This is a genomic window from Corynebacterium heidelbergense, from assembly GCF_028609845.1.
Taxonomy (GTDB): domain Bacteria; phylum Actinomycetota; class Actinomycetes; order Mycobacteriales; family Mycobacteriaceae; genus Corynebacterium; species Corynebacterium heidelbergense.
Genome location: NZ_CP063191.1, coordinates 475,018 through 497,233, shown reverse-complemented (window position 1 = coordinate 497,233; position 22,216 = coordinate 475,018). Strand labels below are relative to the sequence as shown.

Annotated in this window: 19 protein-coding genes, 1 rRNA gene and 2 pseudogenes; 9 read left to right on the top strand and 13 right to left on the bottom strand. The window is 65.3% G+C overall.

The window, feature by feature from the left end; translation table 11 throughout:
* Positions 1 to 10: 10 nt before the first annotated feature.
* Positions 11 to 1,465, bottom strand: coding sequence for an NCS2 family permease (locus tag CHEID_RS02095; protein WP_112769232.1), 1,455 nt, complete (start codon positions 1,463 to 1,465; stop codon positions 11 to 13).
* A gap of 138 nt (positions 1,466 to 1,603) precedes the next feature.
* On the bottom strand, positions 1,604 to 2,278 hold the full coding sequence (locus CHEID_RS02090) for a DUF3027 domain-containing protein (RefSeq protein WP_238599287.1): 675 nt from the start codon (positions 2,276 to 2,278) through the stop codon (positions 1,604 to 1,606).
* 136 nt (positions 2,279 to 2,414) lie between these two features.
* On the opposite strand from CHEID_RS02090, the gene CHEID_RS02085 reads away from it, so the two are divergent.
* Both CHEID_RS02085 and CHEID_RS02080 read left to right on the top strand, forming a co-directional pair.
* Positions 2,415 to 3,317: a glutaminyl-peptide cyclotransferase gene (locus CHEID_RS02085; protein WP_273661217.1), complete on the top strand. Its 903-nt coding sequence runs from the start codon at positions 2,415 to 2,417 to the stop codon at positions 3,315 to 3,317.
* 70 nt (positions 3,318 to 3,387) lie between these two features.
* Positions 3,388 to 3,960, top strand: coding sequence for a DUF2771 domain-containing protein (locus CHEID_RS02080; RefSeq protein WP_112769235.1), 573 nt, complete (start codon positions 3,388 to 3,390; stop codon positions 3,958 to 3,960).
* Position 3,961: 1 nt separating this feature from the next.
* Here CHEID_RS02080 and CHEID_RS02075 read toward each other — a convergent pair whose 3' ends face one another.
* A complete protein-coding gene (locus CHEID_RS02075) occupies positions 3,962 to 4,345 on the bottom strand; it encodes a cold-shock protein (protein WP_112769236.1) in 384 nt (127 codons plus the stop codon).
* A 630-nt stretch (positions 4,346 to 4,975) separates the two neighbouring features.
* Between CHEID_RS02075 and CHEID_RS02070 the strand changes: the two genes are divergently transcribed.
* Positions 4,976 to 5,581, top strand: coding sequence for a transglycosylase family protein (locus tag CHEID_RS02070; RefSeq protein ID WP_112769237.1), 606 nt, complete (start codon positions 4,976 to 4,978; stop codon positions 5,579 to 5,581).
* Between the two features lie 119 nt (positions 5,582 to 5,700).
* On the opposite strand, the gene CHEID_RS02065 is transcribed toward CHEID_RS02070, so the two are convergent.
* A complete protein-coding gene (locus CHEID_RS02065; RefSeq protein ID WP_112769247.1) occupies positions 5,701 to 5,934 on the bottom strand; it encodes a hypothetical protein in 234 nt (77 codons plus the stop codon).
* Positions 5,935 to 6,030: 96 nt separating this feature from the next.
* On the opposite strand from CHEID_RS02065, the gene CHEID_RS02060 reads away from it, so the two are divergent.
* Positions 6,031 to 8,370 (top strand): helicase-associated domain-containing protein, encoded by a 2,340-nt coding sequence (locus CHEID_RS02060; protein ID WP_112769238.1) that lies wholly within the window; start codon positions 6,031 to 6,033, stop codon positions 8,368 to 8,370.
* A 140-nt stretch (positions 8,371 to 8,510) separates the two neighbouring features.
* On the opposite strand, the gene CHEID_RS02055 is transcribed toward CHEID_RS02060, so the two are convergent.
* Positions 8,511 to 8,933, bottom strand: a complete 423-nt coding sequence (locus tag CHEID_RS02055) for a hypothetical protein (protein WP_146743840.1) — start codon at positions 8,931 to 8,933, stop codon at positions 8,511 to 8,513.
* Between the two features lie 51 nt (positions 8,934 to 8,984).
* Here CHEID_RS02055 and CHEID_RS02050 point away from each other — a divergent pair, with 51 nt between their 5' ends.
* Positions 8,985 to 9,767 carry an SDR family oxidoreductase gene (locus CHEID_RS02050; protein WP_112769240.1) on the top strand — a complete coding sequence of 261 codons (783 nt, stop codon included), beginning with the start codon at positions 8,985 to 8,987 and terminating at the stop codon, positions 9,765 to 9,767.
* A gap of 19 nt (positions 9,768 to 9,786) precedes the next feature.
* Here CHEID_RS02050 and CHEID_RS02045 read toward each other — a convergent pair whose 3' ends face one another.
* On the bottom strand, positions 9,787 to 11,319 hold the full coding sequence (locus CHEID_RS02045) for an SDR family oxidoreductase (protein ID WP_112769241.1): 1,533 nt from the start codon (positions 11,317 to 11,319) through the stop codon (positions 9,787 to 9,789).
* Between the two features lie 130 nt (positions 11,320 to 11,449).
* Between CHEID_RS02045 and CHEID_RS02040 the strand changes: the two genes are divergently transcribed.
* From CHEID_RS02040 to CHEID_RS02025, 4 genes are all read left to right on the top strand, one after another.
* Positions 11,450 to 13,111: a DNA repair helicase XPB gene (locus tag CHEID_RS02040; protein ID WP_181645897.1), complete on the top strand. Its 1,662-nt coding sequence runs from the start codon at positions 11,450 to 11,452 to the stop codon at positions 13,109 to 13,111.
* Positions 13,112 to 13,280: 169 nt separating this feature from the next.
* The gene (locus CHEID_RS02035) at positions 13,281 to 13,940 is read left to right on the top strand and encodes a DUF3239 domain-containing protein (RefSeq protein ID WP_112769243.1); all 660 of its coding nucleotides are present in this window, start codon (positions 13,281 to 13,283) and stop codon (positions 13,938 to 13,940) included.
* Positions 13,941 to 14,056: 116 nt separating this feature from the next.
* Positions 14,057 to 14,593, top strand: coding sequence for a MarR family winged helix-turn-helix transcriptional regulator (locus CHEID_RS02030; protein ID WP_181645896.1), 537 nt, complete (start codon positions 14,057 to 14,059; stop codon positions 14,591 to 14,593).
* Positions 14,594 to 14,902: 309 nt separating this feature from the next.
* Positions 14,903 to 16,081, top strand: coding sequence for an MFS transporter (locus tag CHEID_RS02025; RefSeq protein ID WP_420536393.1), 1,179 nt, complete (start codon positions 14,903 to 14,905; stop codon positions 16,079 to 16,081).
* A 40-nt stretch (positions 16,082 to 16,121) separates the two neighbouring features.
* On the opposite strand, the gene CHEID_RS02020 is transcribed toward CHEID_RS02025, so the two are convergent.
* The 7 genes and pseudogenes from CHEID_RS02020 to rrf form a co-directional block, all read right to left on the bottom strand.
* Positions 16,122 to 17,162: an alpha/beta hydrolase family protein gene (locus tag CHEID_RS02020; RefSeq protein WP_273661215.1), complete on the bottom strand. Its 1,041-nt coding sequence runs from the start codon at positions 17,160 to 17,162 to the stop codon at positions 16,122 to 16,124.
* A gap of 69 nt (positions 17,163 to 17,231) precedes the next feature.
* Positions 17,232 to 17,426, bottom strand: a pseudogene (locus CHEID_RS02015) (lipase family protein); the annotation flags it as partial.
* Between the two features lie 18 nt (positions 17,427 to 17,444).
* A complete protein-coding gene (locus CHEID_RS02010; RefSeq protein ID WP_273661214.1) occupies positions 17,445 to 17,567 on the bottom strand; it encodes a hypothetical protein in 123 nt (40 codons plus the stop codon).
* Between the two features lie 18 nt (positions 17,568 to 17,585).
* Positions 17,586 to 17,948, bottom strand: coding sequence for a lipase family protein (locus tag CHEID_RS02005; protein ID WP_238599290.1), 363 nt, complete (start codon positions 17,946 to 17,948; stop codon positions 17,586 to 17,588).
* A gap of 227 nt (positions 17,949 to 18,175) precedes the next feature.
* A pseudogene (locus CHEID_RS10525) lies at positions 18,176 to 20,739 on the bottom strand (ABC transporter permease).
* Between the two features lie 17 nt (positions 20,740 to 20,756).
* Entirely contained in the window at positions 20,757 to 21,494 is a 738-nt protein-coding gene (locus tag CHEID_RS01995; RefSeq protein WP_420536392.1) for an ABC transporter ATP-binding protein, read from the bottom strand.
* A gap of 389 nt (positions 21,495 to 21,883) precedes the next feature.
* A 5S ribosomal RNA gene (rrf, locus tag CHEID_RS01990) occupies positions 21,884 to 22,002 on the bottom strand.
* Positions 22,003 to 22,216: the final 214 nt, after the last annotated feature.

The window sequence follows — 22,216 nt, the reverse complement described above, 5'->3', positions numbered from 1 at the left end:
GGCAGGGGCGTTAGGTCACGGCATTCAACACGGGGTCCACGGCGAAGTAAACCACGAACAGGGTCGCCACGATGTACAGCAGGGGGTGGACCTGCTTGCCGCGCCCGCCGATAACGGCCATGACGACGTAGGCGACGAAGCCCACGCCGATACCGTTGGCGATGGAGTAGGTAAAGGGCATCACCACGATGGTGAGGAAGGCGGGCAGCGCGACCTCGAACCGGCGGAAGTCAATCTCGGTGACCTGCGCGATCATCATCGCACCGACGACCACGAGCACCGGCGCGGCAGCTTCGATGGGCACGATCTCGTACAGCGGGGTCAGGAACATCGCGACGAGGAAGAGCCCGCCGGTGACGACGTTGGCCAGGCCAGTGCGAGCCCCGTCGCCAATGCCCGAGGCCGAATCGACGTACACGGTATTGGAGGACGCCGAGGCCGCTCCACCGACGACGGCCCCGCAGCCCTCCACGATCAAGGCGGTGCGCAGGCCAGGAATGCGACCCTTCTCGTCCGTGAGCTTGGCCTGCTTGCCCAGGGCCGTCATCGTTCCCATCGCGTCGAAGAAGTTCGCCAAGACCAGGGTGAACACCAGCAGAGACGCGGCGAGCACTCCCACCCGCGAGAAGGCGCCAAGCAGGTCAAACGCCCCCAGCAGGGATAGGTCCGGGAGGCCTCCGAAGCTCTCTGGCAGGCGCGGCACCGCAAGAGACCAGCCGGAGGGATGCGGCTTGCCGTCCACCATGGAGGGGCCGGAGTGGGTCAGAGCCTCCACGATAAGGGCCAGAACTGTGGTGGCAACGATGCCGATGAACAATCCACCGCGGACTTGACGGACAACGAGCGCACCGCAGATGAGCAGCCCTACGACGAACACCAACGTGGGCCAGGAGGCAATGGAGCCGTTGATGCCGAGGCCCACGGGCACCGTGGTGTGGGCCGAGTCCGGGATGCGGCGGACAAAGCCGGAATCAACGAGACCGATCATCGCGATAAACAGGCCGATGCCCACTCCAATGGCGGCCTTGAGCGAATCCGGGATGGAGTTGAACACGGCCTCCCGAAAGCCGGTAACGGCGAGGATCATGATGATGATGCCGTTGATGACCACGAGCCCCATTGCTTCGGACCAGGTCAAACCCTCGGCAGCGACGAATGTGACCGCCACGAGGTTGTTGATGCCCAGCCCGGCGGCGAAACCGAAGGGGTACTTGGCGATGAGGCCGAAGGCGATCGTCATCACGCCCGCAGCGAAGGCGGTGACCGCCGCGACCTTGGAGGTGCCCAACGTCGTGCCGCTGCTATCTGCCCCCGTGCCCAGGATGAGGGGGTTGAGAATGATGATGTACGCCATCGCGAAAAAGGTGACCACACCCCCGCGCAATTCCGTGGGCACGGTGGAACCGCGCTCGGAGATGTGGAAGTAACGATCGAGGAGACCTGCGGTGGATCCTTGACTGGACATTGGGCTCCACGCCCCCTTCTGCCGGGTCCGGGCCGATAAGACCGTTTAAGAATTCCACTATTGGCCCCGCCCATGCAAGAGGAGAGGGAAAAAGCCCCTAATCCCGCCCCCTACCCCAGGGCACCGCGAACGGCTGCCTCAGAGGCCGTCGTCAAAAGCCCCATAGTCCCGCTGGGATGCCGAGAGGCTCTCCTCCTTCGTGTCCGAATGGGCCCCACACCCATAGGATTCGTGCACCACGCGCCCATCGGCGGCGAATTCGTTCGCGCAGGCCCCGAAGTGCGTATCCACCGCGTCAATAGGCAGGTAGAACGCGCACGTCCGGCAGCTCATCGCGGCGGCCTGGGCGTACTCGCTCGTCGGGCCGAACTTGCCCTTGCGCCACCGCGTCAGCGCCTGGCTCAGCCCCGTCTCGCTCAGCGTCCGCTGCCCCCGGGGGTTGCGGATGAAACCTGCCCCATCCTTCAACTCCGACCAGGGCACGAGGCGCTCATCGTCCGGTCGCGGCGGCAGGCGATCCCCCGGGCCTAGATCCCCCGGGCGCACCCGGTCCTCGTAGGGCACCCACTCCGGGGCGAGCGTGGCTTTCCGACCGGCCTGCAGGGTCACCTCGTTCACCGTGATCTCTTCGCTGCCGGGCACCGCAGCGAGCACCACGACCCACTCCCACCCCCGGTATCCCGGCGCGGTAGAGCGGAACCGGTGGATGGCGACGTGCCCACTACCGTCCTGCCCCACCGGAGCGCTCACGCCGATGTGCTCCCCCACCTCATCGCCGCCGATCTCCCCCACGGCCTCGGTGGCGACATCCACCGCCCGAGGCGAAAACAAGATACGGTCCTGGTTTCCTCGGCGTTTCCTCTGTCGGCTACTCACAGGCCCATTATGCCCGCCCCCCACCCGCGGGCCGAACCAGGAGACCCTACGGGTGTACGGCACAATAAGGGTCATGCCGGATCTGCATCCCACCCACATCCCCCACTGGCGCCCCGCCGCGGCCCTCCTGTGCGCCGCGCTCACTGTCTCCGGTTGCGCCGACGGGTCAAACAATCCGGGGAAGGTAAAGCCCACGTCCGGGCAGGTGGCGTCCCTAAGCTCCCAAACCTCCCCGGCCACCGCCGCCGCGCAGACCGCACCTCGGATCCTGACCCCCCACATCGTCCGCGAGCATCCGTTTAACAACCGGGACTTCATCGAGGGCCTGGACGTGACCCCCGACGGCAACATTCTGGTTTCCACCGGCCTCAACGGCCAGTCCCGGATCTACACGCGCACGGTGGACGGCGCCGAGAGCAACGTTCAACCCCTCCCCGCCATGTATTTCGGGGAGGGCACGGCCGTGCACAAGGACACCGCGTGGCAATTGAGCTGGCAGCAGGGAGTGGCTTTCCATCGGCACCTGCGGGACCTCAGCCCGATGGGGGACGGTCCCGAGGGCAACGGGCAATTCCACTACGACGGTGAGGGGTGGGGGCTCTGCGCTAACGACCGCGGCCTGGTTATGTCCAACGGCTCTGGCGAGCTCACCTTCCGCGATCCCGAGACCTTTCACCCCACCGGGCAACTGCGGGTCACTCTGCAGGGGCAACCGACCAGCAGCCTCAACGAGCTGGATTGCGGTCCCGATGGGCGTATCTGGGCCAATGTGTGGCAGACCAATCTCATTTATGGGATCGACGCCACCACCGGCGCGGTCACCGACGTGGTCGACACCACCGGGACCCTCCCCGCCGCAACGAAACCGGGGGTGGATGTGCTTAACGGCATCGCCCATATCCCCGGCACCGACCGCTTTTACATCACCGGGAAGAACTGGGACACGCTGTACGAGGTGACCTTCGAACCGAAGTGACCGGCCCTCCCGCGCCCCGGCCCTGGGGCCCGGAGGCAGGAAAACCGCGGCCCGGTAATAACATGGGGCCGTGGACGAACGAAACCCGGCGGTAAAGCCCAAACTCAGCAAAAAGCAGCGCCGCAAGCGCCAACAGCGCAAACAGCTTTTCGCGGCGGTAGCGATCATCGCGGTCGTGGCCGCGATCGTGGGTGGGGTGCTGGTGTTCAACTCCTGGCGCAGCAAGCAGATCGGCACGCTGCCCGCCGACCAGCGGGTCACCGCCGTCGTGGACGGCAAAGAAACGGAGGTGGCCCCGTACGCCGCGTGCGAACTGGGCGTGGATGGATGCGGCCAGGGCAAGCCCTTCGAGCTGCCCGTGGGAGGGGCCAAGGAGATTACGGTGAAGGTTCCCCAGGACGTGGCGGACCACGACTGGTCACTGCTGAAGGTCTACGAGGATCCCGGGGCCAACAGCGAGGACTACTTCAAGCCGAATGAGATGCACGAGGTCACCATTCCGCTGGTCTCCGATAAGAAGAGCCAGGACGGCAAAAACCCCTCCCTCACCGTGGTGGAAATTCACACCGTGTTGGTGGGGAAGGGCAAGGACGGGGACCAGTCGCCGTTCGGCACCGTGTGGTCCATCGCCCCGAAGCGGTAACTTAGGCGTCCAGCTCGCGGGCGATGGTCCGCAGGATCTCGGCTACCTGGCGGGATTCTTTTCGATCTGGTCGACGCCCGGCCTCCAGCGCGGGGAGGACACGGGAATCCAGCACCGTGATGGTGTCCTGCACCAGGGATTGCAGCTTCGCCGCAGAGAATTTGTGCTGGGCCTTGCGGGGGCCCTCGTCGAGGATGCTGATGCGCAAAGCCTGGGGGCCGCGGCGGCCCGCGGCGAAATCGTATTCCAAGCGCTGGCCGGGGACGAGCTCGGAAACCCCGTCGGGTAGTACCTGAGAGCCCACGTACACATCCTCGCTGCCGGGGTTGGACACGAATCCGTAACCACGGTCCGCGTCGTACCACTTCACCTTGCCGGTTGGCATGAAATCACCTTTCGTTTGTCTAGCTTCGTTCTATCTAACCCGGGTGCTGGCGCCGCACCGGGTGCCACCGGTCCTCTCATTTGAAGGGGGATAAAGCGCGTATTCCTCACGGCCAGCGTCCGAGACCGGGCCGGAGCTAGTGGAGGCAGGGCAGGCGATGAGGCCCGAGCGAGCGAGCGCTGTACTGTCTCACCGTCCCTTGCGGTTTCACGGGGTCTTGCTGTCCCACCGTGCAGTTCTTCGCAAGGGCTGCCCACGCCATCGGCGCGTGAGGAAGGAATAGACAGTGTAGCGCCTGCCACTGCGCAGGAACAGTAAGGGGGTGGCGTGGTGAGCAAGTGCTGCATGTGACACATGTGACGAAAGTGCACCAATGGTAACAGTTGTATAACGATAGCGCATTTCGGTGAAACGCCTGGTGGGACGGCTGTTTGATCCCGCCAGGGGAAAACCTTTTGAGGAATGTTCCCCACAGCGTGACTATTTCGTTATCAACCGCTAGGGTTGCTTAAGACCGAAAGTTACCGACGCAGAAGCTCCCCACCAGTTTTGATCCGGGGGGACCGCCGCGTCACGATATTGACCTCAACCAACGGGCCGCCAACGGCTCGGAAGGGACACCGAAGTTTAATGGGACGCCACACCAAGCGCATCGCCTTCTCCACGACCTCCCGCATCGCTGTTGCTGGCCTCGCCATCGCGGGCGCCTCCGCCGCCCTGGCTCCGGCCGCCAGCGCAGCGCCGGATTCTGATTGGGATCGCCTTGCGCAGTGCGAATCCGGTGGCAACTGGGCCATCGACACCGGCAACGGATTCCAGGGTGGCCTACAGTTCACCCCCTCCACCTGGGCAGCTTATGGTGGCCAGGAGTACGCCCCCACCGCCAACCAGGCAAGCCGCGAGCAGCAGATCGCTGTTGCCGAGCGCGTGCTCGCCGGCCAGGGCTGGGGCGCATGGCCCGCATGCTCCGCCCAACTGGGGCTGAACTCCCCCGCCACGCCCCGCACCGCTCCCGGCGCCCCGGTAGCTGCCCCGGCTCCGGCCCCCGCACCTGCGGCTCCCGCCGCTGCCCCGGCCGACCTGGATGCAGCCTACGCAGCAGCCAAGCAGCAGGCCGCCGCCGCAGGCCTCCCGGTCCCGGCCGAGCTGGATGCCCTGTACCAGCAGTACCGCCCGCAGCTCCAGGCCCAGTTCGAGGCCCTGGCACCGCAAGCGCAGGCCCTGCTTCCCCGGTAAACTCTGCCCCGCCTGAGAGTCACAGCAGAGAAACTCACCAGAGAAACTCAGCGCCCCGGTAAGCACTTTGCTTACCGGGGCGCATCTGTACTTGTACCTAGCCGGCACTCGGACGTGCTTTAGTACCCGTACTTACCGTTGATCCGGGTATCCGGGTGCACGTAAGACAGGGTGCTGGGATCCAGCGGGAACTCGAGGTCACCGTACGGGCTCAGGGCTCCAGCGGTATCCGCCACAAGTTCCGTCACAGCGTGTCCGCCCTCCGGGATATTCGCGGGCCAGCCCGGGTCCACATATCCCTTGTGATCGCGACCGTGCAGGGTGCTTTCCTTCACCGGAAGCTTCTTTTCCATGTGCTTCTTCTCCGTCTTCGCCATGGCATTCATCTTCCCACAACGGCCTCGAAGAAGCACGCCCCTTTTCCAGAGCCTAGCTAGACTTGAGTGGTTATGATTCAACCGTCACCCACCCCGGATTCCGTGCCGCCGGAGGATTTCCCCACCTATGGGCAGTGGTTGGCGGCCCACGAGGATGAGGACCTCATCTGCCTCATCTTGCGCAGCGGCGACCATGGGGCAGCAGCGAGCTACCCCCATGCGGTAGAACCCGAGATGCGGGAGAACCTCGCCGGAGGTTCAAGGAGCCTCCGGGGACTGGCGTCCATCCACCTTTTGCTCCTCCACGCCGCAGTGGAACTGCACGGGCATCGGCGGCCAACAACAATTACCCAACTTCTGGAGGTCGCCGGGGAACTGCTGGATATCGCCGGCACCCCCACGTCGCGGCGCCCATCGCCTGCCGACCTTCTGGCCGCCGGGGCGGAACTCACCCGCCGCGGTCTGATGTACGGGCGAAACCTGAGCCTGCGAAGCACCGAAATTCCCCCGGGGGAGTACATCCGGGTGCCCAACCACCTCGCGGACGTTTTTCACCCTTCCACCGTCGAGCTGTGGGCTCTCGCGGACGCCCACCGCTGCCCCATCCCAACGGGTCAGTTGGAGCACACCGTGGAGGGTCTGCCCCCTCGCCAGCGCCGAATGCTCAACACGCTTGCCGCCAGTGGGGGCATCGGCCATTCCGCGAGCCTCCACCCTCAGGCGGACCCGGACAAACCCCTCCCCCGCCTTGTCCGGGCAGGGATTCTGGATCAGTTGGACGATACGACCGCCCGGCTCAGCGGGCGAGTCGCCCAGCACCTGGCAGGAACCGTTATCTCCGACCCCGGCGGGGACTTCCGACCACCCGCCGACCTTCGGCGTAATCCCGCCGGCCCGGGACCGGGCCAGGAAGGCGGTGTTGTGCACGGGCGAGCCTCCGCCCCGCAGACCCGTGCTACTCGGGCTGCCGCTGCCACCGCCGTCCAAACGATTCTGGACATCGCCGACGCGATTCGCGATGTGGCGGCTCACCCCATGGTCCCCCTCACCGCAGGAGGGGTGGGGGCCCGGGACCTGGCCAGGGCCGCGCGGCGGCTGAAGGTCACGCCAGCGACGGTAGAATCCCGGTTGACCTTTGCCCTGCACGGGGGCTTCATCGCTGCCGGCGTGCCGCAGAGTCCGGGCGCCCCCGAGGTACCACCTGCCAGCAAGGACGACGTGGTCTGGACGCTCACGGACCGGGGCGCCCGCTTCCTCGCCGCGGAGCTGCCGGAACAGTGGGCGTTGCTCCTCCTGGGCTGGCAATCCAGCGCCCACGCCCCATGGGCGGCAGCCAACTCCGGCGCCAAGCCCCTGGAACCCTCCCTTATGGATCCGGTCGGGGCCGCCGGTGTTCGCGCTGCGCTGCCGCACCTGGCCGCCAGCCTCGCGTCCGACGAGACTCCCCTGGACTCGGCGGCGTTGTGGCGCGGGGCACCGTGGCTGGCCCACCGCACGTCCCGTCGGACCTGGCGGGCGGTCTGCGAGGAGGCTGTCCAGCTCGGTCTCTGCAGTAACGAGCCTGGATCGGATGAGTATTTCCCCACCGCCGCCGTGCGCGCTCTTGGAAACCACACACCATGCAGGGCACCGACGGCATCCGAAGCTCCCCCCGACCAGCTCGCCGCGATCACCGCCGCGCTGGATGACATCATGCCCGCACCCGTGGACACCCTCATCGTGCAAGGAGATCTGACCATCATGGCACCCGGGCGCCTGGATAGTGCCACAAGCGCCCAGCTCAGGCGCATCGCGGACCTGGAGTCCGGGGGCATGGCCAGCGTGTGGCGCATCAGCGCCCAATCGCTCGGCTCCGCCTACCGTGCCGGGGAAACCCGGGAGGGTGTCGAATCCTTCTTCGATCGCATGGTGCCCGGTGGGCTTGCGGCCCTGCCTCAAGCGCTGCGGTATCTCATTGGAGACGCCGCCACCAGCGCGCCGCTCGTGGCGTCCCCAAGTGCCGCCGAGAATTGGCCGGTCATCCGCACCCAATCGCACCCCCACGACACCGCACGGGCCAAGGAAGCGGCCGCCGCGGCAGTGGAGAACTTCCGAGCCGCCATTGCCGCCCAGCCCGAGCAGGACAATCCCCACCCCGACGAGGATGGCCGCAACGTCTCCGCCGGGGTCTCGAAATCCCCGGGACAGGCCGGCACGGCGCAGGAACCCCAGGACATCATGACTGCCCTGCGCCTGGCGTACCGGGAGGGCATACCGGTTGCGGTGGCATACGCGGACTCTCGGGGCACCCGACTGGAGGCGGAGATGGATCTCGTGATGATGAATGCCTCCGCCATTGTGGGGGTGGATCGGTCCAGCGGCGCCAGCGTGAACATCCACCCGCACCGCGTCGCGCGGGTCACCGTCCTCTAGGTTTCCGCATTGCCACGCGCGGTTCCCGCCTTACACTGCGCGGGCAAAACCTACCCGGGGCGCATTGCCCCCGGGACGACTCGGTGTCCGACGGGATGCTCCGGACGGGGGCGGGGGCTCAAGCGGTGCCCTCCCGGGGGTCAGCGGGCGGCAAGAATCTGCAGATTCACGCCCCGAGCTGCGGCGAAATCCGTGAGCTGCGCGGCGGCGACAGAATCGGCGGGTGCGGTGGCCCCTTCCGCCATCCAGGCCTGGGCATCGGTCGGGCTCGTCCAGTGCACATCGCGTAGCAACTGGTGTAGGTGGACGTGTTCCGCGTCGGCGATGGCGAACTCCACGGCCTGCCGGGGGTTCATCTGTGCGGTGACTTCTTGCACCCAAGGGCCTCCTGGAACGGTGTCGGTGCGCGGCAGGGGCTCCGCCACAGCGGCGGTGGTCGCCCCTCCCACGATCAACAGTGCGCTCGCGGCGAGGCCCGCGGCACCGGCGAGACGGAGCCGACGGGCGCGCTGCGGCCGGGACTGGGGACGGACTGAGCTGAATGAATTGAGTGAGGACGTCATAATCGCCTTCCACCGTAGTGGGGTGGGCGGCTTGTATCTACAGTGGCAGGCATGGATCGCATTTTCATTTCCGGGGCGGCCCGCGGCATCGGCCGCGCAACGGCAGAGATACTCGCAGCTCAGGGCAATATCGTCGGCGCCTATGACGTGAAGGGGGACTTCTCCTGGGCCGCTGCGCACGGGGACCGCATCATTAGTGGAACCGTGGACGTAACCAAACCCGACTCGTGGGAAGCCGCCCTGGCGGACTTCGCGGAACGGGCAGGCGGGATCGATGTTCTCATCAACAATGCGGGGATCCTCTACGCCGGGGCCTTCATAGACGCAGGCTCCTATGACAAGGACGCAGCGACGACGAGCGTCAACGTCAACGGGGTGCTCTTCGGGGCCCGGGCCGCCTATCCCTATCTGCGGCGCTCCCCTCGCGGCCGCCTGGTCAACCTCTCCAGCGCCGCGGCCATCGTGGGTACTCCCGAGATGGCCACATACTCGGCTAGCAAGTTCGCTGTTCTCGGACTGACAGAGGCGCTGAACCTGGAGTGGGAGCAGGAGGGCATCGAGGTCCGCTGCGTGTTGCCCCTGTACGCCCAGACCCAGATGTTGGATGGGATCAGTACGACCGGCACCCGCCGATTGGGGGTGCGGCTCCAGCCGGAGGATGTCGCCGCAGAGGTGGTCCGCGCCGCCACCGACCGGCGCCGCACCCCGGTGAAGGTGCACTTCCCCGCCGGGTGGCAGGCCAAGCTGTTACATGCGGGAGCGCACTTCTCCCCGCCATGGTTGACGCGCTTCGTCAACGCGAAGCTGACTACGTCCCGCAAGGTGCGGCTCTAACCCCCCCCCGGCGTGACCGCTACTGCTTTTTCGCCTCCGCGAGGATGTTGCGATCCATCAGCGGGAAGATGAAGAAGTGGAAGGGATAGACCGCCCACCAGTAGGCCCGGCCCAGCAGCCCCTTGGGCTGGTACAGCGCGGACTGCTTGTACTCCGTGAGCTTTTTGCCGTCCTCCTCGACCTCTCTGAGCTCCAGCACCAGCCACGCCTTGCCGGAGAGCTTCATCTCGGCCCGCAGTACCAGGCGATGGGGCCGGTCGATGGCTTCCACCCGCCACCAGTCCACGCGGTCGTTGACCTGCAGGCTCTTAGGATCGCGTCGACCGCCGAGGCCCGGGCCCCCCAGGACCTTGTCCATGAGGCCCCGGATCTCCCAGAGAATGGGCGCCGAGTACCAGCCCTTATCGCCACCGATGCCCTCGATGACGGGCCAGACCTTGTCGACGGGCACGTCCGTACGCATCGTACGGACGTCCTTATACATGTCCTTGCCGGCCCACTCCGGGTCACTCGGCAGGGAGGAGGCCGGGTCGGCGACGGCATTCCAGGAGCCGTCCCAGGAGGTCGTCACTCCACCGCGCAGGTCTTTCTCTATCGCTCGTTGCACGGCGGTCTCGTAGCTACTCAGGCCCTCTGGGGGATCTGGGATGTACTCCGCAATGTCGTGCTCTTGGGTGACGGCATCCTCCTGCATGGACTGGGCTAGCGGGATGGCCAAGCTCGTAGGCACCGGCGTAACTAACCCGATCCACATCCCAGACAGCTTGTCCGTCGGCAGTGGCAGGGGCACCCCGGTGACGAGCCGTCGCAGGCCCCGGGCCTTCCCATAGAGCCGCAGCAGATCAGCAAACTCGTAGACCTTGCCACAGCCGATATCGAAACCACGGTTCACGGGTTTGTTTAAGTCCGCAGCCCGCAGCAAGTAGTAGAGGGCATCCCGGATGGAAATGGGCTCGATGCTGTTGGTGATCCACTTCGGGGCCAGCATCACGGGCAACCGCTCGACAAGGTGGCGGATGATTTCGAAGGACGCCGAACCAGACCCGATAAGGGTCGCGGCGCGGTAGACGATCGTTGGAGTCTCTGAGTCCAGGAGGATCTTGGCCACCCGCTCCCGCGAGCGCATGTGCTTGGACAGATCCTCCATCTCCACATTTTTCGGATGCAGCCCGGAGAGGTACACGATCTGCTGCACTCCGGCGTCCCGGGCGGCGTTCGCCACGGCGGTGGCGACCTTCTTCTCCACCTCCTCGAAGTCCTCATCCTTGCCCCCCATAGAGTGGACAAGGTAGAACAGAACGTCCACTCCCTCGCAGGCAGCGCGCACGCTTTGCTCGTCCTGCAGGTCCGCCTCCGCCGTTTCCACGTCCTCGTACCAGTCGAAACGCTTCAGGCTGTCCTCGTTGCGGGAAGTGGCGCGGACCGTAAAGCCCGCAGAAAGCAGCTCTGGGATGAGGCGCCCGCCAACATAACCGGTTGCTCCGGTGACAAGGACGCGGCGGGAAGGGTGGGCGGCGGTGTGATCCACCGTGGCTCGTAGCATGTCCGGCATGCGGTAATCCTACCAACGAAAAGCATTGATTCACCTCCCGGCGAGCAACCCAAGACCAGCGCGCCGGGAGGAGGCGTCGATAATGAAGAAGAACGAAGAGCACCATCGACCTGCCAAAGGAGGCACCAGCGTGGGACTAGGAGACGGCCCCCTCATCGTGCAGTCCGATAAAACCGTGCTGCTGGAGATCGGCCACCCCGACGCCTCCGACGCCCGCAACGCCCTGGCCCCCTTCGCCGAGCTAGAGCGAGCCCCGGAGCACATCCACACCTACCGCATCACGCCGCTGGCGCTGTGGAACGCGCGGGCCGCCGGGCACGACGCAGAACAAGTCATGCACGTCCTCGAGACCTACTCTCGCTTCCCCGTGCCCCAGCCGCTCCTCATCGACATCGCGGACACAATGGACCGCTACGGGCGCCTGACGCTGGTCAAACACCCCGCCCACGGGCTCGTCCTGGAAAGCACGGACCCGGCAGTCCTGGCCGAGATTCAGCGCCACCGGAAGATCAAACCCATGCTCGGCACCCAGGTGGATGCGGATACGGTCGTTGTCCACCCCTCCGAACGCGGTCGGCTAAAGCAGGAACTGCTCAAGGTGGGCTGGCCCGCCGATGACCAGGCCGGATATGTCGACGGGGAAGCCCACCCCATCCAACTGTCCACCGACGAGGAACAATGGCAGCTCCGGGATTACCAGCAGATGGCCACGGACAGCTTCTGGGAGGGCGGTTCCGGGGTGGTCGTACTGCCCTGCGGGGCGGGCAAGACGATGGTGGGCGCGGCGAGCATGGCCAAGGCCCAGGCGACCACCCTCATCCTCGTGACGAACACCGTCGCGGGGCACCAATGGCGCGATGAACTGCTGCGCCGTACTACGCTGACGGCCGAGGAAATCGGCGAGTATTCCGGGGAGCGCAAGCAAATTCGCCCCGTCACAATTGCCACCTATCAGGTGATCACGCGCAAAACCAAGGGCGAATTCAAAGCCCTGGAACTGTTCGATTCCCGCGACTGGGGGCTCATCATCTACGACGAGGTGCACCTGCTGCCCGCGCCAGTGTTTCGAATGACCAGTGACTTGCAGTCCCGTCGGCGCCTGGGGCTGACCGCCACCCTCGTGCGCGAGGACGGCCGGGAGGGGGACGTGTTCAGCCTCATCGGGCCCAAGCGCTACGACGCGCCCTGGAAGGATATCGAGGCCCAGGGGTGGATTGCCCCCGCAGATTGCACCGAGGTGCGCGTGCAACTGACGGATGCAGAGCGCATGGTCTACGCCACGGCGGAGCAAACGGATAAGTATCGCCTGGCCGCCACCAGCGGGGTGAAGACCCGGGTCGTGCGGCAGATCCTGAGCATGCACCCCGATGAACCAACCCTCATCATCGGCGCCTACGTGGACCAGCTACAGGACATCGCCGAGCAACTTGGGGTGCCCGTTATCGACGGGTCCACCCGAAACGCGAAGCGGGAGAAGCTCTACCAGCAATTCCGCGACGGAGAGGTGCAGACGCTGGTGGTGAGCAAGGTGGCGAACTTCTCGGTAGACCTGCCCGGCGCGTCGGTGGCAATCCAGATCTCCGGAACGTTTGGCTCCCGCCAGGAGGAAGCACAGCGCCTGGGGCGGATTCTACGGCCGAAGCCCGGTGGCGGAGGGGCCTTTTTCTACTCCATCGTGGCAAGGGATACCCTCGATGCGGACTATGCCGCGCACCGCCAGCGATTCCTGGCGGAGCAAGGGTATGGGTATCGCATAATAGACAGCGTGGATCTACCCGACGCCTCTGCCTAGAACCCAGCAACTTGGGTTCGGCGCCGGGCGCGGGGGGCTCTCGTTGCGTGCAACGCACCCCTGCTCCCCCTTGGGGTCGGCGGACGAGAGTTCGGGTCCGGCGGGCGCGAGGTGACCGCGAAAGAGTTAGCGCGCAAGACGGAAAGCGCGAAATGAAAGGCCGTGAATAATGACCGATTTTTCGTTTGTTGTGGATGAGGCGTACGCCCGAAGGCACAACGAGTTCTTTCGCGATGCCCGCCGCCTGCAGATCGCCGCTGGGGTGCTCGCCGCGCTGTTGGTGACCGGGGCCGTGGTTGTGGTGGCGGTCATGGGCGTGCGCTACAAGGCGATCGCCCTGGCAGCCATCTTGCTGACCTTCGCCCTGCTATGCCTGGTGGTCATCCCGGTTCTTCCCCGCACGATGGGTAACCCGCAGCGATACTACGACATGTACGCCCTGGCCCCCGCCGTCGTGGCGGAGGTGAATGCCCGGGATATGGTGCTGCTCGCACTGGTTGACGCGGATGCGGATCCGGCAGCGCGGAGCGCGGCGACGGTGCGCAAGCCGGCGCTGGTCGCCCGGACAGTGACGTCGGTGCCGGGAATTCCCCGGGAGGTGGGTGCGCGCGTGCCCTCCATGGCGGTCACGGGAGTGCGCACAATCCGCAACCAGCACGTGTTCGACGAGATCTCCCCCATGCCGGTGGCCTGGGGAACGGGTGACGAAACCGTGTGGCGGGCTGCCGAGCAGGCGATCCCGGCGGCACAGTGGGCAAGGCTGGAAAAGAACGTCGACCGATTAGCAGAGGTGCGCCAGACGAAGCGGGATTTGCTGCCGCTCACCTAGCGCGGGAGCACACCACCCCCATATAGCAAATTCGGAGCTAGCGCCACGCAAAAATCTAAATGTGTTTGGGGCGATTCGATTTATACATAGCACTCCTATGCGTTACAATGGATCACATGGCACCTCAATCCACGAATTCCTCCGACGCGCATAGCGACGAGCCTGCCCCCGGGCAGACCTCCACCTCCGGAAGCAGTTCACCGTCCACTCGTAATGAAGTACTCGACCTCGCCTCGACGCTGCGGTCAGCGATGCGCTCCGGCGTGCACATGGTCCGCCTCATGGACGAGGGGTTCGAACTCACAACCTCGCAATTGGCTACGCTCAACTCGCTACGGGAGGGCCCGCTCAACATCACGCTACTCACCCGCCTTAAGGCAGTCTCGCAGCCGACGATGAGCCAACACGTCAGTCGCCTGGAAAAGCTGGGTTATGTGGAGAGGGCCGTGTCCCCCGACGATGCCCGCATCACCCTCATCACCCTAACCGGGGAAGGCCGCGCCATCGCTAACCACAACGACAGCGCTCGCGACCGCGCCCTGGCAGAGGTCCTGCAGAAGTTGGACGCCAAGGATCGGCGCGCCTTGCAGGACGGACTGGAAGTGCTCAAGCGGACCGCGCAGGAGTTTGTCAGCCCCCGTCGGGACCACTAGAGCCCGTCCATCCCCGCGCCACCCGGGCCTAACCGCCACTGCGCCCCCTCCTTTCCTCCGAGATCCCCCTTGAGCCCCGCCCCAATTAGGGATCCGGAGTTATCTATGGCACAGTTTTAGATAGCGCAACTATAGAGAGGGGGAGGGGCCCCGACTGCACACGCCCGTTGATGGGGTCAGCGCGGGGGGTTCGAGCAAGGAAGCGGTGCGCTTCACCGGAATACGCATGGAAACGACCGAAAGGATCCTTGAGTGACAGCCGTTCCCACCGAGCACTCGCGCTCTGCCGAGCACTCCCACCACACCGTCGTGGGGGACAACACCCAGTCCATTCTCCGGCAGCCCATTGCCGTGTGGGTGACGGCCATGGCCACGGCCTTCGCCTTCATGGGCATCGGGCTGGTGGACCCGATCCTTCCGGCCATTGCGGAGAACCTCCATGCCACGGCGGCCCAGGTATCCATGCTGTTTACCAGCTACTTCGCGGTCACAGCAGTGATGATGCTCGTCACTGGCGCGATTTCCTCGCGCATCGGCGGTAAGGCCACCCTGCTGGTCGGGTTGACCCTCATCGTGGTCTTCGCAGCACTGTCCGGCCTCTCCACGACCGTCGGACAGCTCGTAGGCTTCCGCGCCGGATGGGGCGTGGGGAACTCCCTGTTCGTAGCCACAGCCCTCGCGGTCATCGTCTCCGTAGCTTCGGGCGGGAAAGCCACAGCCGTCATCCTTTACGAGGCCGCCCTGGGCGTGGGAATGGCCGTGGGCCCCCTTGCCGGAGCACTGTTGGGCGGCATGCACTGGCGCGCTCCCTTCCTCGGCACTGCGGTACTCATGGCCATTGCCGCCATTCTCATCCTCCTCCGCCTGCCCGCCACGCAGAAGCCAGCCAAGAGGTCCAGCGTTCTGGATCCCCTGCGTGCACTGACTCACCGGGGCCTATTCGGTGTTTCCCTCAGCGCGCTGTTCTACTACTTCGGGTTCTTCACGGTCTTGGCCTTCACGCCCTTCATCCTGCACATGGGGGCCTACGGGGTGGGTGCCGTCTTCTTCGGTTGGGGCACTGCCCTGGCGGTGTTCTCCGTGATGGTCGCACCGGCAATCCAAGCCAAGTTCGGCACGGCGAACACCACGCTCAGCGTTCTTACGGGGCTCGCACTCGTGCTCGTCGGACTCGGCGCGTTCCACCGCTCCATTCCGGTGGTCATTGCACTCGTTGTGATCTCCGGTGCGCTGCTCGGCATCAACAACACCATGTACACGGAGATGGCAACGGGGGTGTCCAATACCCCGCAGCCCATCGCCTCGGCCGGCTACAACTTCGTCCGCTGGATCGGCGGCGCCGCGGCACCCGTCACCGCGGCTCACCTCGGTGAGCAGTACAGCCCCAGCATCCCCTACTTCGTCGCCGCCGGCGTACTGGTCATCGCTCTCCTGCCGCTCCTCGATGCGCGGGCCTTCGTCGAGGCCCACGACCCCAGCCAGGGCTAAGCCCCCCTTACGCCCTCCCCTCCCCGTCCGCGACGGGGAGTCAGTCAACCCGCGGCTGATCCTGATGACGATCGAGCTGGGCCATCCAACGCCCGAGGTGCTCCACCCGTTCCCGCCACACGGAGGGCGGGGCAATGAAGTGCTCCGCGACCACACTGTGGAACTCCGCGTGACCCGCATGTTCCTCGCAGAATGCCCGCACCTCTTCCTCCGGCGTGGCCCGCGTGTCCCGTTGGGCCAGGGACACCATCACGCGCGGAGAGGACAAGTCCACGGCAAACCCCTCGGGCACCCGGGGGGACAGGGCGACGATCCAGTCCGCCTCCCCCAACACCTTTGCGCCGGCGACGAAGCCGCTACCAAAAGCGATGACCCCCGTGGACGCGCCGTTGTTGGCGTCACCACCAAGAAGACCCCGGTGATCCCGGACCGCGTTCCACACCTCGCCGACGGCGGCCTGCGTGGCCGCGGTGCTCCCCTCCGCGGGCAACGGGTAGACAACATCCACGACCGTCACCCCGGATTGCTGCGCCAGGGCGGCGAAGAGGGGCAACCACAGTTGCTCGTGGCTCAGGCCATCCCCGCACCACCCCGGGCCGCCGTACAAGCTGATGGCAACCGCGCCGCTCGGCCGATCGGGGCGACAAACCGTTGCGCGTACCCCCTCGGGCAGCGCGGGCAGGCCCGGCACCTCGTCCCAATCGACGGCCGAAACCCCAGAGCGGGTGAAGGCCACGTGGGGCATGGAATGATCCAGGCCCGCCCCGAGAACGAGCAGGCTGGAATGGGTAAGCAGGTCTGGCAGCTTGGCCCACATGCGCTCGGTGGCATCCTTTATCGACGCCGGCACCGGCGCGCCTGCGGAGGTGTACGGGGCGCCGGCATCCGTGGTGATGGATTGGAAGATATCCGGGTAGTTGTCTTCGATGAAGTTGTGCAACTGCTCGAGCTGCTCCGTCACCGTGAGCGGGGCGACGCCTTCCTGCACGTCCCGGTCGGAGCCCGGTAACGGGGCGATATCCGAGTTGGGGGAGGTAGAACCGGTCCGGGGGCCGTTGGAGGAGCCATCACGCTGTGTCATGCTGCCCCATTCTAGGAGCACGGCACGCCTTTAGGACCCCGGCAGGTCGCCTGCGAGCCCCGCAGGCGCCTAAGACCCCGGCAGGCCACCCGGTTGACCGCAGGCCCCCTGCACGGGCAAGCCATTGAACCGATCCAGCAGGAAGCTCACCCCGAAAGGATGGCCAGAGACCGCCTGCGCGAAGTGGTTGTACTCACCGATGGGCGGCACCACGTCGTTGCGGTACACCACTGTCGCGCCCTTCTCGCACCACCGCGCGGCGAGATCCCTGGCCTGGTGGTACTAAACGTTCTGATCGTAGCGTCCGGAAATGATCATCACCGGGACTTGGGGACGCCCATTCCCAATGCGCTGGTCCTCCAGGGCGACCTGAGCTTCGGGGATCTCCCTGAGGTGAGCATCCAAGCTGCGGTCATTTTTGGATCATTCGGAGGTGTGCTGGTGCCCGTACACATCGGTGATCTCGTTGGTGCACTTGTTGGAGATGTGGTCGAGCATGCTCATGCCCTGGTCCGAGAGACGCTCGGCCAGCACGGGCTTAAGCTGGGGGTAGTAGTTCAGCACCGAGTTGATGGTGAAACCGATGGCGCCGACGAGGTCGGAACCATCGATGTTGCGCTGGACGGCACTGAGGTCCACCGGAGGTGCGGAGTCGTACGCCCCGGCCACCTCGAGATCGGGGGCGTAGGACGCGGCCTCTTCTACCGCGGCGGCCGAGGCACCCCCGCCCTGGCAGTAACCGTAGAACCCCACCTTGCCGAACTTCTCCCCCTGGCCGGTCACCATAGTGCGCGCACCGCCGCGGTTATGGGGACCGGCCCCGGTTTTGAGGGAGAAACGTCAGTAGTTCATGGGCCACAGAAGTATCGGACGCAACTCTGTTTGTGGGCCAAATCACAACAGTTTCGCACGGCCCGAAATCGCCGGGCACCCCCTTCGCCCCTCATCCCCCCGGGCGCCCTCCTCACCCCCCCCCGGGGCGGCCTAGGTCCCCTCGATTCGGGCCGACCGAGCTATTCTCCGATGGCAGCTAGTGGCGGCGTTCTGCTTGCCTTCACCGAGGGCCACAGCGCAGCGATAACGCCCACCACCCCACTACCCGCAACCATCGCCACGATCTGGGACCACGGCACCGCGATGACGGAGATCCCCTCTCCCCGGAGCACCTTGAGGAAGGCCCAACCAACGATGAGGCCAATGGCCACACCCATCAGGGCGCCGTAGATGGCGATCTGCACCGCTTCGAGGGTGATCATTGTTCGGATTTGTCGGCGCTGCGTCCCCACCGCACGCAGCATGCCGACTTCTTGGCGCCGCTCGATGACGTTGAGGGCCAAGGTGTTCACAATGCCCAGGATGGCGATGACGACCGCCAGCCCCAATAACCCGTACAGGGTGTTGAGCATCTGGTCGACCGTCACCGCCTGGGAACCGGCGTACTCCGTGGGCGTCTGCACTTGGGCGACGATGTAGGGCTCAACGGCGCGGCTGAGGCGATCCCTCGTTTCCTTGCCGCCCGGGGTGCCGTTGGCTTCCTGGGTATCCACGAAAGCCAGATAGGGGCTCATTCCCCGCTGGGGTCCCACGGCCCCGGCGTCCACCAGTGGCTTGAGGCTTTCGTAGGAGACGACGGCCGGGCCCAACGTCTGAAGCGGGTCGTAGGTGCCCAGCAGGGTGGCTGTGCCGAATTCTCCGAGCTCGTCCGTGCTCAGCGGCACGGTATCGCCGATTCTCCAGCCCTTGGCCGCGGCGATCTTGGTATCGGCGATGAAACCGGGTTTGCGGAGATCGAGGCTGCCGTGCACATTCTCCGCCTTGACGGCTGCGGCCATGTCCCCCTGACCATAGGCCGTGAGCGGCACGCCGAAACCGGCGGTCTGCTGGCCGGCGATCTTCACCGGGGCCGCCCCGATCACCACTACCTGGTTGACGCCATCCACCTTCGAGACGTCGTCGATGACCCCTTGGGGAAGCGGGAATTGCCCCGAGGAGGGCCCGGCGACGACGTAGTCGGAGGTCACGGTCGATTCGATCACGTCGCTGATGGCGGCCTTCATGGAAGCGCCCAGCATCCCGATCATGGTCACCAGCGCCACCCCCAAGGTGAGGGCGAAGGCGGTCGTTGCGGTACGCCGGGGGTTGCGTCGGGAATTTGTGGACGCCAATCGCCCCACCCACCGGAAGGGGGCCCCACCACGCGCCCGATCGTCGGCACCACGGGGATAGAAATGGCAGGGGATACGAGGAACACCCCGAGGATGAGAAGAACTGCCCCCACCCCGACGAGTGAGGCCCGCGGCGCGGTCTTGGCGTCCAACCAGACACCAAACAGGGCACAGGCCACGCCGAGGGCGACGGCGAGCGCACCCATGAGGGACCGGAGCTTCAGTGGGCTGGCGGAGCTAGCATCGCCGGACCGCATGGCCTCCACCGGGCGGACGGCACCTGCCCGCCGGGCCGGGGCCCAGGCGGATACGACCGTGACGAGCAACCCCAAGAGCAAGGGGACGATAATCGAGGCGGGGGTGATCCCGACCCCGCCGACGGGCAATCCCGCGCCGAAGGCTTCCATGCCGGCGTAAATGAGGCGAACGAGACCCACCCCGGCGAGAACGCCGAGGAGCGAGCCCAGCAGGCCGATAACGATGGCCTCGAAAACGACGGATGTTGTGAGCTGGCCTCGGGAGACTCCCAGTGCCCTGAGGAGGGCGAATTCCCGCATCCGTTGCGCCACAATCATGGAGAAGGTGTTCGCGATGATGAAGGTGCCCACCAGCAGGCCGACAAGGCCGAAAGCGATGAGGAAGTAGTTGATGAAGCTTAGGGCCTTCGTGATCTTGCCGGATAGCTCCTCGGAGACTTCCGGCCCGGTCCGCACCTTCGCTTCTGGACAATCCTTGCGGAGGGCCTCGAGCAATTGGGGTTGGTCGGTGCCGGGCTTCGCCGACACGTAGAGCCGGGAAACCATTCCACCCTGGGCGTAATTCTTCAGGTAGGCCTCCGGCATCATTCCGATACCGATGTATCCGCCACCATTGACGTTTGTGGAGTAGACCCCGGACACGGTCACCGAGCGCTTGCCCATTGGGTCCACGATGAGGAGTTTGTCCCCTGCCGAGATGCCGTGCGCCTTGGCAGCGGCGTCGTTAACCACAACCTCGTCCGGTTTCTTGGGGGACGCGCCTTGGACTATGGGCACGGGCTTGCCGACTGTCTCGTCCGGCTCGTAGTACGGCGATACCTGGGTGGGCGCACCCCCGGTGGACAGGGCGTGGCGATTCTCGTCGGCAACAACCACGGTCGTTTCCCCGGATACGTTCACCTTGCCCACGGCGGGGTTGCTCGAGATCTTCTCTAGAGTTCCCGGCGGTAGGACGGCACCCTGACCGTCCTTCGGTGTGATCACCGCGTCGACGCTGGACAGGGAATCCTGCACGATGCCGTCGAAAGACTTGGAGAGGGAGGCCGTGAACATGAACGAACCGGCGACGAAGGCCGTGCCGAGGACGACGGCGAGAATCGTGAGGCCGAGTCGTACCTTGTGGGCAGCAATGCTGCGAAGGCTGATCCGGCGCATGGCCTTGGAGCTTGCCATCACAGCCCCTCGAGACGGGACATCGTGGACAGGATCGTGTCCGTCGTGGGGCTCTGGAGCTCGTCGACAATATTGCCATCGGCCAGGAAGATGACGCGGTCGGCGAAGGAGGCGGCGCGGGGATCATGGGTCACGATCACCACCGTTTGGCCGTCCTTGTCCACTGCGGTGCGGAGGATGTTGAGGACCTCCGTTGAACTGTTGGAATCGAGGTTGCCGGTAGGTTCATCACCGAAGATGATGGCGGGTTTCGCGACGAGGGCGCGGGCACAGGCCACGCGCTGTTGTTGACCGCCGGATAGTTCGCTCGGGCGGTGATTGAGCCGGTTTTTTAGGCCGAGGCGGGTGGTGATGTAGTCAAACCACTCGGTGTCCACCTTGCGACCGGCCACGTCCACGGGGAGCGTAATGTTCTCTGCCGCAGTCAGGGTCGGAACGAGGTTGAAGGACTGAAAGATGAAGCCTAAGCGATCCCGGCGCAAAGTGGTCAGCTCCTTATCCTTGAGCTTCACCACGTTTGTATCGCCGATAAACGACGAGCCCTCCGTCGGGCTATCCAGACCCGCCATGCAGTGCATGAGGGTGGATTTCCCGGAACCTGAGGGGCCCATAATGGCGGTGAATTGCCCTTGGTAGAACTGCACGTCGACACCGGCGAGGGCCACAACCTTGGCCTCCCCGGTTCCGTACGTCTTGGTCAGCCCTGTGGCATGGGCGACCACCTGAGCTGCGGCAATCTCGTTGCCCGAGCTTGGAATGGTTTCACCGCTGTGCTGGGGCTCTTCTTCGGCGGCCGGGGTAGCTGTGGGCACGTAACACCTCTCACGGAGTTAAAGAACGGTAGCCACCACAGTAGTGCCGACGGCTCACCTGGGAGATATCGGGTTACCGGAACCCGCGAGTATCGACCTTGTTAGCCTGGGGGTGTCGGCGTGCGGGTCGGCATTGTGGGGCTGTGTCGTACCCCAAGTGCGTACGACAAGCGCTCACCCCAAGTGCATGCCCTGTTGGGTGCGTATCCCCGTTGTGTGGGCATGAGAAAGCAGGGAAGACAATCACCCCGGGACGCGGTTGTGTCCGCGTCCATGTGGGGGTTTGTCTTCCCTGCTTACTTTTCTGTGTTTATGGCCGGCAGTGACCTACTCTCCCACACCCTCCCAGGTGCAGTACCATCGGCGCTGGCAGGCTTAGCTTCCGGGTTCGGAACGGGACCGGGCGTGACCCCCGCCGCTAACAACCACCGACACACTCAATTTTCTTTTGTTAACATGCCAACCCCCACACGCACCCCACACAAAAAGGCGGGGCACCACGAGGGCTGGTGTGGCATGCCAGACACTGCACAGTCAACGCGAGCAACCCACCACACACCACCACACCACCACCACGGCGGTCACGGCAGCACACAGCACACCATCATCCTCTTGTTCGTCTTCAGTACTCACCACGCACCACCACA